The sequence below is a fragment of the Rugamonas rivuli genome (assembly GCF_009380165.1).
Classification (GTDB): domain Bacteria; phylum Pseudomonadota; class Gammaproteobacteria; order Burkholderiales; family Burkholderiaceae_D; genus Rugamonas; species Rugamonas rivuli.
This window is the reverse complement of sequence record NZ_WHUF01000004.1, coordinates 314,889-329,520: the sequence shown is the minus strand read 5'-3', so window position 1 is coordinate 329,520 and position 14,632 is coordinate 314,889. Positions and strand designations below refer to the sequence as shown.

Genomic DNA, 14,632 nt, shown 5'->3' with positions numbered 1-14,632 from the left:
GGCCGGTTTTAAGCCATATCGCCTTTCAAACGGGCGGTGTTCAAAATTTAATTCGGTGGGCGTTGGCGCCTGGCGTCCTCCTCGCGCTTGCGGATGCGGGCCAGCGCGGCGTTGATGCGGTCGATGATGCCGTCGTCCTTGCTGCGGGCGATGGCGAAAAACTGGCCGCTGTCGGTGGTGAGCGGCTTGGGCAACACGCTGAAGCCGGCGTTGGCGGCGGTGCCGATGGCCGGCAGGCGCGGGGCCATGAAGGTGCGCAGGTCGTCCTCCAGGTCTTTTGCGGTCAGGCCGTCGGGCTGGAACAGCAGCACCACATCCACGCGCTTGAGCATCAGGCGGGTGAGGCGGGTGCCGCGCGAGGAGATGTCTTCGTCGGTGCGGAACAGCGTGCCGCGTGCCTTGTCGAAGTCTTCGCCGTAGCTGTAGCCGCGCACCGTGCCGACCGTCTTGCCGCGCAGGTCTTCCAGGCGGCTGAAGGGGAAGGTGGCGTCGCTGCGCGTCACCAGCCACAGGCTGTTGTGGGAAGCGGTGTCGGAGTAGTGCAGTGCGCGCAGGCGGTCTGCGGTTTTCGGCAATCCGAACACCAGGCCGACGCCGTCGAGCGCATAGCGTTCGGCGCGGGCCCAGGGATAGGTGCGCGGCTCGAAGGTGACGCCCAGTTCCTGCGCCACCGCATCGAGCACCTTGCGTTTGACTGCGGGCATGGGGCGGGGCTTGCCCTGTTCGTCGAGCGTATCGCCGATCAGCAGCGGCACCACCGGCACCACCGGCGGCGCGGCGGCATGCGCCTGCACGCCGCTGTACAGCACGGCGGCAAGAAAAATACCCGTCATTGGCAATCGTGTCATCGGCAATTGAGCAGTGAGCATCGGCCGATTATTGCACGCTTCCGGGAGCCGGTCCCTGAATTATGGTGCGTTGCCGATCGCGCGCGAGCGGGCGGCGGCTTCCACTGCCGGCACGCGGGGGATCGCCTCGGTGGCCGCTTGGGTGGCCGGGGCGTTGGCGCCCGTGGTGTTGATGTTGTAGGCGGCGATGGCCGACGCCAGCGCGGGGTTGGCGCGCAGCGGGTCGTTTTGCTGCGTGTTGGCCTGGACGGCGGCGACCTGCGCCGCTGCGTTCTGCGATGCCTGAACTTGCGCGGCCTGCGCCTGTGCCGCCGCGTTTTGCGCGGCACTTGCCTGTTGCGCCGCCGTCGCGGCTGCGGCATTGGCCGCTGCGAGGTTGGCCGCGGTGGCCTGGGCCGCACTAGCTTGCTGGGCGGCGATGGCCGCAGCGGCGTTGGCTGCTTCCGGCGTGGTGGCGGCGACCTGCGCAGCGCTGGCTTGTTGGGCGGCCGCATTCGCCGCTGCGTTCTGGGCGGCCAGTGACTCGACCGCGTTCTGCGCCGCCTGCGCTTGCGCCTCGGCGGCCGCCGCTGCCGCGTTGGCGCTTGCCAGGCTGGAGGCTGCGGTCTGCGCGGCGTTGGCCTGCTGGGCGGCTGTGGCGTTGGCGCTGTTGGCGGCGCTGGTCGAGGCGGCGGCAGCCGCGCTGCGCGCCGCCGCTGCCTGCGTGGCCGCCTGCGTGCTGGCGGCGTTGACCGCGCTCAGGGAGGCCGATGATTGCTGGCGCGCAGCCGCTGCAGTGGCTGCGGCATCTGCTGCCTGTCGGGCGGCCTGCGCATCGGCTGGCGCCGTAGTGCTCGGATTGACCTGCGCCGTATTGCCGGTATCGGTCGGCTGTGCCTGCGTATCGCTGGCTTGCCGGATGGCGGTCTGCTGTGCCGTGTTCGCCTGTTGCGCGGAGTTCGCTTGCTGCGTGGCGTTGGCGGCCTCGGCGTTTTGCTGGGCGATCACCTCGGCGGTCGATGCCTGGAGGGGATTGACGATGGGCGAGGGCGCGGCCGGCGGCTGCGTATCGGGCCGTTGCTCCAGGCTCGGCTGCTGCCGGGCCGTCAGCGTCTCCGCCGCGCTGGTGCCGGCGGCGCTCAGCTGTTCGGCAAAGCGCGTCGCCACCGCGCTGAAGGTGTTGAGCGTGTTTTGCAGCGTGTCCGTCGTGGCTTGCTGATTGCTGCGGAAGGCGGTCCGCAGCACCTCGTTATCGAGCGACAGACCGCCGGTCGCATCCGATAGCAGCGGCGGCTGCAAGGTGACGCCGATCCGCGCCAGGTTCTGTGCCGCCGACTGCTGCTGTTGGTTAGCATTGTTGAGGCTTTCCACCAGCCGGTTCAACAACGACGGCCCCTGCGGCTCAGTCTGGTTGAAGTCCACTGCGGGCAGCAAGTTGAATGCGTTCACCACATTCTGCGTGGTGTCGTTCAAGGTCGCGGCTTGCTCGGCGGTTTGCCGGGCGTCGGCGCCGTTGGCCGTCGCCGCTTGCAGCTGGGTCAGTTGTTGCTGCGATTGCGATACCGTCAGCAGGAAGTTCGCCACCGGCGACAGTTCGACCGATACCGAGGCGGGCGCCGGCGCGTCGGTGGCCGAGTCGGCGGCGCTCACCAGGTCGGCGCGTACCGGCGCCACGGCGGCGCTTTCAGCCACCGGTGAAATATCGGCCGGCGTGGTCAGCGCTGCGGATGAGATGGGAAACATGCCGCTCTCCTGTATCGTCTTTGTTGCAGCATCCTCCTCTCGGGCGCCGCCGTCCGTGTGCCAGTTCACATAGCAGGCTGATTACTGCAATGAAGCGCCCAGCTTGCCTCTCTGTTAGCTTCCGCACGGTTAAGCGCTGGCGATCGGCCTATCGTGTCCTTGGCAGTTTCAACATTCACACGAAAAAGGAAAGCATCATGGAAAACAGCATCGACAGCAAAATCAATGCCGCCCGCGACGGCGTCACCCAGATCGGCAACAACCTGCGCGCCGACGCGCATGCCGCCATCGACAAGGTCGCCGACAAGGTGCCACCGACCACCGACCGCCTGGCCAACAGCGCCCATAACGGTGTCGACAAGGTCGCCGATGGCGTCAACAAAGTGGCCGACACCGTGGAAAGCACCTCCGACCGCCTGATCGCGCGCGGCAAGCAAGTATCGGCCAGTTGCAAGGCGCTGACCGAATCGGGCCGCAGCCATGTGCGCGCCAGCCCTGCCATCTCCGTACTGCTGGCCGCCGCCGCAGGCTATGGCATCTCCAAGCTGCTGAGCTCACGCAGCCCCAAGTAGTCCCGGGCCGGCGCCAGCCGGCTTTATCCTTTGGTCTCTGCCTTTTGGCCTGACTGTAAATTATTCAACAATGGCGTGCATAGTGATATGCTCGTCATTACGCAGTTTACGCCCCGCCTAAGAACAGAATCAGGATAAGCTGAGCATGGACGTCTACGCCCCTCAAGTATGGCTTCCGCACGAGCGCCCCTCGTTGCCGGGATCGCCGTCCACACCCTTGCACACGGCCGAGCGCCGGCTGGCCTTCCTGGTGGTCGGCTTCATCGTCGCCGTCACCGGCGGCCTGGGTAACGCGCTGGTGTCGGTCAACCTGCCTTATCTTCAAGGCTCGCTCGGCGTCTACTCGGCGGAGATCCAGTGGCTGCCGGCCGCCTATGTGATGGCCAATGTGTCGATGAACCTCTTGCTGGTGAAGTTCCGCCAGCAGTACGGCCTGCGCCTGTTCACGGAACTGTTCCTGGTGCTGTATGCGCTGGCCACCGTGGCCCACCTGTTCGTGCACGGCCTGGCCTCGGCCATCGCGGTGCGCGCTGCGCACGGCATGAGCGGCGCCGCCCTGACCACGCTTGGGCTGTACTACACGCTGCAAGCCTTCCCGGCGCAGCACCGGCTCAAGGCGGTGGTGTTCGGCATCGGCTTCTCGCAGCTGGCGCTGCCGATGGCGCGCATGTTCTCGTCGGAGCTGATGGAGTTCGGCGAATGGCGCGGCCTGTACTTCTTCGAACTGGGACTGGCGCTGCTGTCGCTGGCCTGCGTGCTGGCGCTCAAGCTGCCGCCGGGCGACCGCGTCAAGGCCTTCGAGAAAATGGACTTCCTCACCTTCGGCCTGTTCGCGCCCGGCGTGGCGCTGCTGTCGGCGGTGCTGGCGCTGGGCCGCACCGTATGGTGGTTCGAATCGCGCTGGCTGGGCTTGTGCCTGGCCGGCGCCATCGTGCTGATTGCCGCCGCGCTGCTGGTCGAGCACAATCGTGCGCGGCCGCTGCTCAACACGCGCTGGCTCACCAACGGCAATATCGCGCGGCTGGCGATGTCGGTGCTGCTGATCCGCGTGGTGCAGTCGGAGGCCAACGGCACCGTGGGCTTCCTGCAAGCGCTGGGCCTGAACAACGACCAGATGCAGATGTTGTGGATCATCGTCATGATCGGCACCGTGGCCGGCCTGGTGGCCAGCGCGCTGACCATCACGCCGGCGCGCATCCCCTTGCAGCTGATGTTCTCGCTGGCGGTGATGGCGGCCGGCGCCTACATGGATTCCGACGCCACCAATTTGACACGGCCGGCCGACCTGTATGTGAGCCAGTTCCTGCTGGCCTTCGGCGGCGCCTTCTTCATCGGGCCGACGTTTGTCTCGGGCTTCGGCGCGGTGATCGCGGCGCCGAATAACCTGGTCAGCTTCTCGGTCATGTTCAGCATCACGCAGACGCTGGGCAGCCTGCTTGGCTCGGCGCTGGTCGGCACCTTCCAGGTGGTGCGCGAGAAGTTCCACTCCAGCATACTGGTCGAGCATCTGACGCTGCTCGATCCGATGGTGGCGGCGCGCATCCAGAGCGGCGGCGCCACGGTCGGCGCGGCGCTGGCCGATCCCGCAGCCCGCAGCGCGACCGGCGTGGCGGCGCTGGGCGCGGCCGCCACGCGCGAGGCCAACATCCTGGCCTACAACGATGTCTTCCTGATGATTACCCTGGTGGCGCTGCTGACACTGGCCTGGCTGCTGGGCCGCCATCTGTGGTCGGTGTGCGTCGTCTGCCAGGCCAGGCCTGCGCACAATGCGCAGACCGGCATGGCTAATGTCTCTCTCAACAATTCCGGATCGCGCTGACGCATATGGCTGACAATACTCCCGACAATTCCTCCTCATCCGAAACCCGCGTGGCGGCGGTGGCTGCCGCAGCTGCGGCGGCAGCGGTTGCAGCGGCCGCGCCGGTGGCGCCGGCGCCCGACCGGCGCGCGCAGATTATCTCGGCGATCGCGTTTTCCCTCGTGGCGCTGGTCGGCGTGCTGATCGTGCTGTATGCGTGGCGGCTGCCGCCGTTCAGCAGTGCCATCGTCTCCACCGAGAATGCGCTGGTGCGCGGCCAGGTCACGCTGATCGGCACCCAGCTGCCTGGCTATGTGATCGATGTGCGCGTGCAGGATTTCCAGCAGGTGAAGCAGGGCGATTTGCTGGTGCAGATCGACGACCGCATCTACCAGCAGCGCTACGAGCAGGCGGATGCCCAGCTGGCCGCGCAAAAGGCGGCGCTGGCCAACTGGGAACAGGCCCACCGCACGGCGGAAGCCGGCGTGGCGCTGAACCAGGCCGCGCTGGCCAACGCGGAGGCGCAGGCCGCCAAGGCGGTGGCCGATTTGAGCCGCGTGAATTCGCTGGCTGCCGATGGCTCGCTGTCGCTGCGCGAGCAGGATTCGTCCAAGGCAGCCAAGGCGCAAACGGCGGCTGCGGTGTCGCAGGCGCGCGCCAGCCTGGAGATCGCGCGCCAGCAGGTGCAGTCGGTGGTGGTGAACAAGCTGTCGCTGGCGGCGGCCGTGGCGAATGCGACGGCGGCGCTGAAGGCGGCCAAGGTGGACCTGGACAATACGCGCATCACTGCGCCGGAAGACGGCCAGCTGGGCCAGGTCACGGTGCGCAAGGGGGCGTACGTCAACACGGGCGCGCAGTTGATGGGGCTTGTGCCGCGCCAGCTGTGGGTGATCGCCAACCTGAAGGAGACGCAGATGAATGGCGTGCAGGTCGGGCAGAGCGCCACCTTCAAGGTCGATGCGCTGGATGGCGCGCAGCTGACCGGCCAGGTGGAGCGGATTTCGCCGGCCACCGGTTCGGAGTTCAGCGTGCTGCCGGCCGATAACGCGACCGGCAACTACGTGAAGATCGCGCAGCGCATTCCGGTGCGCATCCGCATCGATGCGGGGCAGGCCAAGGCGCATCGTTTGGCGCCGGGGATGTCGGTGGTGGTCAGCATCGATACGTCGGCGGTGCTGAACGATTCGGCCAAGACCGCCGGAGCCAAGCCATGAGACTGCGCGTCATATCGACGGCGCTCGTGCTGGCGCTGGCCGGCTGCGCGGCCAAGACGCCGGCTCCACCCGCATCGTCCTTGCAGACGCCGGCCGCCTGGCGCACTGCCGCCGAAACGGAGCAGGGCGCTGTCGTGCAGGCGCAATGGTGGCAAGCCTTTGGCGATCCGGCGCTGAGCGCGCTGGTGGCCGCAGCGCTTGAGCATAACGGCGACCTGCGCATCGCCCGCGCCCGCGTGGCGCAGTATCGCGCGCTGGTCGGCGTGGCCGCCGCCGGGCAGAAGGCCAACGTCTTCGTCGACACCGCGCCGACCCGCACGCGCCAGCTGGCCTACAACGGCGTGCCCTACGTGACCAATGTCTACCAGGCCGAGTTCCAGGCCAGTTATGAAGTCGATGTTTGGGGCCGGCTGGCTGCGGCCACCGACGCCGCCACCGCCACCTATCAGGCGGAGCAGGCCAACGCCGATGCGGCCGCGTTGTCGATCGCCGCCACAGTGGCCTCGGGCTATTTGAACTTGCGCGGCCTGGATGCCCAGCTGGCGCTGACCGAAGCCACATTGAAGCTGCGCGAGGAATCGCGCGACCTGGCCAAGCGCCAGTTCGATGTCGGCTACAGTTCGCGGCTGGAGTGGTTGCAGGCGCAGGCCGAATATCAAACCACGGCGGAGCAGGTGCCGCAGCTGAAGCGCTCCATCTTCGAACAGGAGAATGCGCTGTCCATCCTCACCGGCGGCAATCCGGGCCCGGTCGCGCGCGGCCTGGAGCTGGTGCAGCTGCAAGCGCCGCCTGTGCCTGCGGGCCTGCCGTCGGAACTGCTACGGCGCCGTCCCGACATCGCGCGCGCCGAATTCAACCTGATCGCCGTCAACGCCAACCTGGCCGCTACGCGCGACCAGCTGCTGCCGTCGTTCAAGCTGACGATGGTGGGCGGTGTGCAGAACCTGAAGTGGCACGATTTCGTCAACGCGCCGACCGCGTTGTGGCGCTTGACCGGCGCGATCGTCGCGCCGGTGTTCGAGGGCGACCGCGTGCAGCACCAGACCGACGCCGTTGCCGCGCAGCGCGACCAAACCGTTTATGCGTATGAAAATGCGGTGCGCACGGCGTTTGCCGAAACCGACAACAGCCTGGGGGCACTGGCGCGCTTGAAGGAGCAGGCGGTGCAGAACGACGCGCGCCGCGCCACGGCGGCCGAGACGCTGCGCATCGCGCACAACCGCTATCGCAACGGCTACGCTTCGTATCTGGAGGAGCTGGATGCCCAGCGCACGCTGTACAACGCCGACGTGGGACGCTTGCAGCTGAAGACGCGCACGCTGGTGGCGTCGGTGGATTTATACCGTGCCATGGGCGGCGGCTGGACGGCACGGCCCTGAGCGGGCCGCCACCGTCAGCCAGGACGGACGATTACTTGACCGGGATGCACAGCTCCGCTTCGAACACGCCGGTGGCCGGGTCCATCGCGTAGTCGGCCGGATAGCGTTCGAAGCAGGCGCCCGCGTCGGCCTTGCCTTCGGCGTGCAGCTGGCCGAAGAACTCGCCCCACATCTGCGGCACCTGGTCGCCAGTGCCCCTGAACTTGGCGACCGCGTAGCGGCCGGCCGGTATCGTCGCTTCCTTGGCCGGTTCCTTGATCGGATACTCGGCCGAGACTTCGACGCACGCGTCGTAACGGCACTGCTCCGGCGGCGTGGTGCTCGGATCGTCCTGCGCCACGCCGTAGGTGACTTTGTTCACCAGGCCGAAGGCTTTCTGCCACGGCGTGAACACTTCCTTCCAGAACTCGCCGATCGGCGCACCGAACGGACCCTTGTAGCGCAGGTAGGCTACGCGTACTGCGGGCAAATCCTTGACTTCATATTCCATATCGATCTCCTTGAGTTGGTGTTAGTGGCCGCCGCCTGCGACCTTGCGCAGCGGTGGGGCGCTTGCTTCGGGCGCCGGCGCCGGCTGGCGGCGCAGCATGCCCATCAGGCGTTTGAGCAGATGTTCCAGATCGTCGATGTAGGTGAACACGGCCGGTATCACCAGCAGGCTCAGTAACGTCGACGTGATCAGGCCACCGATCACCGTGATCGCCATCGGCGAACGGAAGCTCGGATCGGCGCCCCAGCCCAGCGCCAGCGGCATCATGCCGGCGCCCATGGCGATGGTGGTCATCAGAATCGGACGGCTGCGCTTGTGGCAGGCGTCGACCAATGCTTCGAAACGGCTCATGCCTTCCTGACGCGCCAGAATAGCATAATCAACCAACAAGATTGAGTTTTTCGTAACGATCCCCATCAGCATGATCAGGCCGATCATCGACGGCATCGACAGCGCGCGGCCGGTGATCAGCAGCGCCACGAAGGCGCCGCCGATCGACAGCGGCAGGGCGAACAGAATCGTCACCGGCTGCATGAAGTCCTTGAACAGCAGCACCAGCACGCAGTAGATGCAGACCACGCCGATCAGCATGGCCAGGCCGAAGCTGGCGAACAGCGACGCCATCTCCTGGGTGTCGCCCAGCTCCGCGATCTTCACCGACGGCGGCAGGTTCTTCATGGTCGGCAGCGCGCGCGCTTCCTCGTTCACTTCGCCCAGCGAGCGTTTGCCCAGCTCCACTTCCAGCGTGACGTTGCGGCTGCGGTTCAGGCGATTGATCTGCGCCGGGCCGCTTTCCATCGTGATGGTGGCGACGGTGGCCAACAGCACCGGACCGTTCTTGCCAGGCACCGTCAGGCGGCCGATGGCTTCCAGGTCGGCGCGCACGGCGTCCGGCAGCTTGACGCGGATCGGCACCTGGCGTTCCGGCAGGTTCATCTTGGTCAGGTCGGTGTCGTAGTCGCCTGCGGTGGCGACGCGCACCGTCTGGCCGATCGAAGCCGCGGTCACGCCCAGGTCGGCGGCCTTGGCGAAGTCCGGCGTGACGATGATCTCCGGACGCACCAGCGAGGCGCTGGAGCGCACGTTGCCCACGCCTTTGAGCGTGCGCATTTCGCGCTCCACTTTTTGCGCGGTTTCCTTCAGCGCCACCGGATCTTCACTGCGCAGCACCAGCTGCATCTTGACGCCGTTGTCCGGCGGGCCCACCTTGAAGCGGGCGCCGGGAATGGCGTCGAGCTTGTGGCGGATCTCCGCTTCCAGGTCGGGCATCGATTCCTTGCGGTCGTTGCGGTGCACGGTGGTCAGCGTCAGCACGGCGTTGCGGGCTTCGGCCGCGGTGCCGGGGGCGAAGGCGTCGCCGCTGGAGCCGCCGCCGATGGAACTGAACACGGCCTTGATGCCTTTGACTTCCATCGCTGCCTTGCGGGCGCGTTCGGCGATCACGCCGGTTTCCGCCAGCGTGGAGCCGGGCGGCAGTTCCAGGTTGATCTGGGTCTGCGAACGGTCGGCGGCCGGAACGAAGCCGGTCGGCAGCAGGCCCACCAGCATGATCGAACCGACGAAGAAGGCCAGCGAGGCGATCGCCGTCACCAGGCGGTGCTTCAGGCACCAGCGCATCACGCGGATGTAGCGCGTCATCAGCCAGCCGTCCTTTTCCTCGCCGTGCATGATGGGCTTGAGGATGTAGGCGGCCATCATCGGCGTCAGCAGACGCGCCACCACCAGCGATGCCAGCACCGCCACCACGGCGGTCCAGCCGAACTGCTTGAAGAACAGGCCGGGCACGCCGCCCATGAAGGCGGTCGGCAGGAACACCGCGACCAGCGCGAAGGTGGTGGCGATCACCGCCATGCCGATTTCGTCGGCCGCTTCCATCGCCGCTTCCATCGGGGTTTTACCCATGCGCAGGTGGCGCGCGATGTTTTCGATTTCGACGATGGCGTCGTCGACCAGCACGCCCACCACCAGCGCCATCGACAGCAGCGTGACCATGTTGAGCGTGTAGCCGAACAAATACAGGCCGAGGAAGGCCGGCATCACCGACAGCGGCAGCGCGGCCGCGGCCACCAGCGTTGCGCGCCAGTCGCGCAGGAACCACCACACCACCAGCACCGCCAGGATGGCGCCTTCGTACAGCAGCTCCATCGAGCCGTTGAAGTTTTCTTCGACCGGGAAGGCGTTGTCGATCACCTGTTTCAGTTCGACGCGCGGGTTGTTCTTGCCCAGTTCCTCGATGGCGGCGCGGGCGCCCTTGGCCACGGCCGTTTCGCTGGCGCCCTTGGTGCGGAAGATTTCAAAGCCGATCACCGGCACGCCGTCCTGCAGCGCGATGGCGCGCGGTTCGGAGACGGTGTCGGTGACGGTGGCCACCTGGTTGAGACGCACGCGGCGTCCATCCGTCAGCGGCAGTTCGACGGCCGACAGCTCGGCCGCGCTCTGCACGGTGGCGATGGTGCGCACCGATTGCTCGGCGCCGCTGACGTCGCCGCGTCCGCCCGGCGCTTCCTTCTGCACCAGGCGCAGTTGGCGCGACACGTCCAGCGCCGACACGCGCAATGCGGCCATGCGGGCGTCGTCCAGCTCCACGCGGATCTCGCGCTTCACGCCGCCGACGCGCTTGACCGCGCCCACGCCGGGCACCGCCAGCAGGCGTTTGGAGACGGCGTTGTCGACGAACCAGCTCAGTTCCTGGGTGTCCATCTTCTCGCCGGGCGCTTTGGAAGCGGCGGCGGTGAAGGTCATCACCACGCGGCCGGCGGTGGCGGCCTTGGTCACGGTCGGGTCGCGCAGCTCGGCCGGCATGTCGGCCTTGACGCGGGCGACGGCGTCGCGCACTTCGTTGACGGCGTCGGAGATCGGCTTCTCAAGGATGAACTCCACCACCGTGGTGGACACGCCGTCCAGCACCGTGGTCGAGATGTTCTTCACGCCTTGCAGCGTGGCGACCGAGTCTTCGATCTTGCGCGCCACTTCGGTTTCCAGCTGGGCCGGCGCGCTGCCGTCCAGCGTGGCGGTGATGGTGACGATAGGCAGTTCGATGTCCGGGAAGTCCTGCACCGGATTGGCCTTGAAGGCCAGCAGCCCGGCCAGCGTCAGCAGCGCGAACAGCATGATCGCCGGGATCGGATTCTTGATCGATAGGGAGGAAAAATTCATGGCGTGTCCTTACTTCGCGGCCAGCTTGGCGGCCGGCGCGGTCTCGGCGACGTTGCTGACCAAATCGCCGTCGTTGAGGAAGCCGGCGCCGCGCACCACCACTTGCGTGTCGGCGGTCAGGCCGCCCAGCACCTCGATGCGGTCGCCCAGGCGGCGGCCCGGCTGCACCTTGATCTGGCTGACGTGCTGGTTGGCGTTCAGGCGGAACACGAAGCTGAAGCCGTCGCGCACCACGATGGCTTGCTGCGGCACGGTCATCGCGTCCGAGGTGCCCAGTTCGAACTGGCCGCTGGCGAACATGCCGGCCTTGAACGGCGCGTCCTTGCTGGCGGCGGCCGGCGGCAGGTCGACGTAGACCAGCGCGGAGCGGGTCTGCATGTCGACGGTCGGCGCGATCATGCGCACCTTGCCCGTCACTTCGCTGCCGTTGGCGGCCTTGACGACGGCGCCGGTGCCGACCTTCAGGTTGCGCAGGTCGGCGGCCACCACTTCGGCGCGCCATTCAAGGCGGCCCTGGCGGATCATGCGGAACAGTTCCGTGCCGGAGCCGATCACCGCGCCGACGGTGGCGCCGCGTGCCGAGATGATGCCGCTGTCCGGCGCCACCACCTTGGTGTACTTCAGGCGCAGCTGCTGGCTCGCCAGCGCGGCCTTGGCCGAGGCGATGCGGGCGTTGGCGGTTTGTTCGGCCGTGGCGTACTGGCTCAGTTGCTGCGCGCTCAGCGCGCCGGAGTTTTGCAGCGTGCGTGCGCGGGCGGCGTTGGCGACGGCGTCGGCGGCATTGGCTTCAGCCTCCATCAGCGCGGCCTTGGATTGGGCCAGGTCGGCCTCCACGGTTTCGGCGGAGAACACGGCCAGCACATCGCCGGCCTTGACCACGTCGCCAACGTTGACGCGCACTTCGGCCAGGCGCAAACCGGTGGACTGGCTGCTGACGCTGGCCTCCTGCCATGCGGCGACGTTGCCGTTGGCGGCCAGCTTGATCGGCAGGCGCGCGGCGGACGGCTTGGTGGTGGTGACGGTCAGCGCCGGCTTGGCGGTTTCCGCTTTCTTGTCGTCGGCCGCTTGCGTGGACGACGGGTAGAGCGCCAGGCCGGCGCCGCCGATGACGAAGACGGCCAGCAGTGCGAAGGCGACAGGTTTCAGATGGGTTTTCAGATTTTTCATGATGGGCACAGGTTAGTTGGCGCTGACGACGGCGGGGGCGCCGTCGGCCGGGGCGGTCCAGCCGCCGCCGGCGGCGCGGTACAGCGCTACCCAGGCGGCGCTGCGGTCGCGTTGCAGGTTGATGACGGTTTGTTCGGCGGCCAGGCGCGTGCGGCGCGCGTCCTCCAGTTCGAACAGGCTGGCCAGCCCGTTCTTGTAGCGGTCTTCGACGGCGGTGAAGTTGACGCGGTAGCCGTCCAGCGCGGCCTGGGCGTCGCTGGTGCGCCGGCCGGTGGCGTCCAGGTTGACCAGCGCCTGTTCCACTTCGCTCACGGCCTGGCGCACGGCGGCGCGGTAGCTGGAGACGGCGGCGTCGTAGCGGGCGCTGGCCGCGTCGACGTTGGCGCGGCGCTTGCCGGCGTCGAACAGCGGCAGCGTCACTGCGACCGGGCCGATGGTCCAGGTGTCGGTGCCGGTGTTGACGCCGCCGGCGCGGAAGTTGCCGTAGCCGACGGAGCCGGACAGCGACAGGCGCGGATAGCGCTGCGCCTGGGCGTTGCCGACATCGGCGCTGGCGGCCGTCACTTCGCGCTCGGCGGTGAAGACGTCGGGACGCTGGCTCAGCGTGCGCGCCGGCAGTTCGGCGATGGCGATGGATGGCGCGCTGGCGGCCGCTCCGGCGGCCATCGACGCGCCGTCGGCAAGCTTGCGGCGCAGTTCCGGTTCGGCGATGGCGGTCAGCGCCACCAGCGATTTGACGTTGATGTCGCAGGCCGCGCGCTGGGCGAGGTAGCGGTTGTTGCCGTCGGCCGCGCTGGCGCGCGCCAGCGCCAGGCTGGCCGTCGACTGGAAGCCGGCCTTGGCGCTCAGCTCCGTGAGGCGCGCGGTATCGGTGCGGGAGGCGTTGTCCTGTTCGGCCACGGCCAGCAGTTGTTCGCAGGCGCGCAGGCCGTAGTATTGGTTGGCCACTTCGGCCGCCACCGAGACGCGGGCGTCGTGCCAGCCGGCGTGGGCGCTGTCGAGGCGCGCTTGTGCGGCGTCGCGCGCGGCGCGGTTGGCGCCGAACAGGTCGATCTCCCACGAGGCCTGCAAGGCCGCCTGCGAGGTGGTCCCGGTCGGCATCGACGATTGCTGGTTGCTGCGGCTGGCGCTGACCGATGCGTTCAGCGACGGCGCCAGCGCGGCGCCTGCGGCCACACGCTCGGCGCGCGATTGCGCGATGCGCGAACCGGCCGTGGCGATGGTCGGGCTGACCGTTTGCGCCGATTCGATCAGCTGCACCAGCAGGGCGTCTGCCTGGCGGCTCCACCAGCTGGCCAGGTCGGCCTGGCTGCCGTTATGCGGTAGCGGCGCCTGCCACTGCTGCGGCGCCAGCGCGGCCACGTGCGGCGCGGGCGCCTGCGTGGCGCAGGCGCTCAGCGACGCGGCGACGGCCAGTGCCGCCGCGCGTAGGATTATCTTCATGCTTTCCCTCGTTGAAGTTTGGATTTCTCGGCTAGCACCATGGCTTCGGCATAGCCGACCAGGTGCTGCGCCCAGCTGTCGATCGCCTCCGGCGTGGACAGCAGATGCGGTGTGATCGCGGTGATGATGTCGCGTCCCACCATGATCTGCACGGCCATGCCGGCGATGGCGTAAGTCAGCCGGTGTACGTCGTCGTTTGGCTGCTCAAGGCCCAGATGACGGCTCAATACCTGGGCCATCGCCATATGTTCCGGCTTGATGTTGTTGTTGATTTCCTGCTCCCACAGCCCGGTGGGTTCCAGCATTTCCCGGTAAAACAGACGCACGAGCAGCTGCGCGTCTTCGCCCGCTATCAGCGGCGCCAGCATGTGGCGGTAGAAGCCTTCCAGCGACTGCCGCAGCGTGAAATGCGGCTGGGCGAACATCTCGATCTGCTCCGGCTCCGGTTGGCACATGAAGCTGAAGCAGGCCTGGTACAGACCGGCCTTGTCGCCGAAGTAGTAGCTGATCGCGGCGACGTTGGCGCTGGCCGCCTGGGCGATCTCGCGCGTTGAGGTTTTGGAAAAGCCCTGCGCGGCGAACAGGCGCATGGCGGCTTGCAGCAGCCGCTCGCGCGATTGCTCGCCGTCCGAACGTGGCTTGCGGCCGTCTTCGGCGGGCTGGCTGGTATCGATGGAAGTGGGTTTAGCGTTCATGGGCGGCATTACATCACATAATTTAAACAAATGATATAACTAAATCGATTGTTTAATTTATTTGTGAAGCAACGCATTCCAGCCGCTTACAGCCGCTTACAACCGATACATGGCAGTCGTTTGAGGCAGGACAATATTGTTATATAAA

Annotated in this window: 11 protein-coding genes; 4 read left to right on the top strand and 7 right to left on the bottom strand. The window is 67.3% G+C overall.

Annotated features, from left to right (window positions below):
* Positions 1–47: 47 nt before the first annotated feature.
* Positions 48–848, bottom strand: a complete 801-nt coding sequence (locus GEV01_RS16470) for a substrate-binding periplasmic protein (protein ID WP_235914393.1) — start codon at positions 846–848, stop codon at positions 48–50.
* A gap of 60 nt (positions 849–908) precedes the next feature.
* The gene (locus GEV01_RS16465) at positions 909–2,570 is read right to left on the bottom strand and encodes a hypothetical protein (RefSeq protein WP_152806367.1); all 1,662 of its coding nucleotides are present in this window, start codon (positions 2,568–2,570) and stop codon (positions 909–911) included.
* A gap of 197 nt (positions 2,571–2,767) precedes the next feature.
* Here GEV01_RS16465 and GEV01_RS16460 point away from each other — a divergent pair, with 197 nt between their 5' ends.
* The 4 genes from GEV01_RS16460 to GEV01_RS16445 all read left to right on the top strand — a co-directional run bounded on the left by GEV01_RS16460 (position 2,768) and on the right by GEV01_RS16445 (position 7,533).
* Positions 2,768–3,142, top strand: a complete 375-nt coding sequence (locus GEV01_RS16460; RefSeq protein WP_152806365.1) for a hypothetical protein — start codon at positions 2,768–2,770, stop codon at positions 3,140–3,142.
* A gap of 145 nt (positions 3,143–3,287) precedes the next feature.
* Positions 3,288–4,961 carry an MFS transporter gene (locus GEV01_RS16455; RefSeq protein ID WP_152806363.1) on the top strand — a complete coding sequence of 558 codons (1,674 nt, stop codon included), beginning with the start codon at positions 3,288–3,290 and terminating at the stop codon, positions 4,959–4,961.
* Positions 4,962–4,966: 5 nt separating this feature from the next.
* Positions 4,967–6,154 (top strand): HlyD family secretion protein, encoded by a 1,188-nt coding sequence (locus tag GEV01_RS16450; RefSeq protein WP_152806361.1) that lies wholly within the window; start codon positions 4,967–4,969, stop codon positions 6,152–6,154.
* A complete protein-coding gene (locus GEV01_RS16445; RefSeq protein WP_152806359.1) occupies positions 6,151–7,533 on the top strand; it encodes an efflux transporter outer membrane subunit in 1,383 nt (460 codons plus the stop codon). Before GEV01_RS16450 ends, GEV01_RS16445 begins: the two co-directional genes overlap by 4 nt.
* Positions 7,534–7,564: 31 nt before the next feature.
* Here GEV01_RS16445 and GEV01_RS16440 read toward each other — a convergent pair whose 3' ends face one another.
* The 5 genes from GEV01_RS16440 to GEV01_RS16420 are packed head-to-tail and all read right to left on the bottom strand — an operon-like array spanning position 7,565 to position 14,484.
* The gene (locus GEV01_RS16440) at positions 7,565–8,023 is read right to left on the bottom strand and encodes an AraC family transcriptional regulator (protein WP_152806357.1); all 459 of its coding nucleotides are present in this window, start codon (positions 8,021–8,023) and stop codon (positions 7,565–7,567) included.
* Positions 8,024–8,044: 21 nt separating this feature from the next.
* Entirely contained in the window at positions 8,045–11,179 is a 3,135-nt protein-coding gene (locus tag GEV01_RS16435; protein WP_152806355.1) for an efflux RND transporter permease subunit, read from the bottom strand.
* A gap of 9 nt (positions 11,180–11,188) precedes the next feature.
* The gene (locus GEV01_RS16430) at positions 11,189–12,346 is read right to left on the bottom strand and encodes an efflux RND transporter periplasmic adaptor subunit (RefSeq protein WP_152806353.1); all 1,158 of its coding nucleotides are present in this window, start codon (positions 12,344–12,346) and stop codon (positions 11,189–11,191) included.
* 12 nt (positions 12,347–12,358) lie between these two features.
* A complete protein-coding gene (locus tag GEV01_RS16425; protein ID WP_152806351.1) occupies positions 12,359–13,789 on the bottom strand; it encodes an efflux transporter outer membrane subunit in 1,431 nt (476 codons plus the stop codon).
* Positions 13,786–14,484 carry a CerR family C-terminal domain-containing protein gene (locus GEV01_RS16420; protein WP_152806350.1) on the bottom strand — a complete coding sequence of 233 codons (699 nt, stop codon included), beginning with the start codon at positions 14,482–14,484 and terminating at the stop codon, positions 13,786–13,788. The genes GEV01_RS16425 and GEV01_RS16420 overlap by 4 nt, the downstream gene beginning before the upstream one ends.
* Between the last annotated feature and the right edge of the window lie 148 nt (positions 14,485–14,632).

What these genes read in the sequence shown, in the direction of transcription:
- GEV01_RS16470 (WP_235914393.1), bottom strand. Translation starts at nt 848, where the DNA reads ATGACACGATTGCCAATGACGGGTATTTTTCTTGCCGCCGTGCTGTAC.
- GEV01_RS16465 (WP_152806367.1), bottom strand. Translation starts at nt 2,570, where the DNA reads ATGTTTCCCATCTCATCCGCAGCGCTGACCACGCCGGCCGATATTTCA.
- GEV01_RS16460 (WP_152806365.1), top strand. Translation starts at nt 2,768, where the DNA reads ATGGAAAACAGCATCGACAGCAAAATCAATGCCGCCCGCGACGGCGTC.
- GEV01_RS16455 (WP_152806363.1), top strand. Translation starts at nt 3,288, where the DNA reads ATGGACGTCTACGCCCCTCAAGTATGGCTTCCGCACGAGCGCCCCTCG.
- GEV01_RS16450 (WP_152806361.1), top strand. Translation starts at nt 4,967, where the DNA reads ATGGCTGACAATACTCCCGACAATTCCTCCTCATCCGAAACCCGCGTG.
- GEV01_RS16445 (WP_152806359.1), top strand. Translation starts at nt 6,151, where the DNA reads ATGAGACTGCGCGTCATATCGACGGCGCTCGTGCTGGCGCTGGCCGGC.
- GEV01_RS16440 (WP_152806357.1), bottom strand. Translation starts at nt 8,023, where the DNA reads ATGGAATATGAAGTCAAGGATTTGCCCGCAGTACGCGTAGCCTACCTG.
- GEV01_RS16435 (WP_152806355.1), bottom strand. Translation starts at nt 11,179, where the DNA reads ATGAATTTTTCCTCCCTATCGATCAAGAATCCGATCCCGGCGATCATG.
- GEV01_RS16430 (WP_152806353.1), bottom strand. Translation starts at nt 12,346, where the DNA reads ATGAAAAATCTGAAAACCCATCTGAAACCTGTCGCCTTCGCACTGCTG.
- GEV01_RS16425 (WP_152806351.1), bottom strand. Translation starts at nt 13,789, where the DNA reads ATGAAGATAATCCTACGCGCGGCGGCACTGGCCGTCGCCGCGTCGCTG.
- GEV01_RS16420 (WP_152806350.1), bottom strand. Translation starts at nt 14,484, where the DNA reads ATGAACGCTAAACCCACTTCCATCGATACCAGCCAGCCCGCCGAAGAC.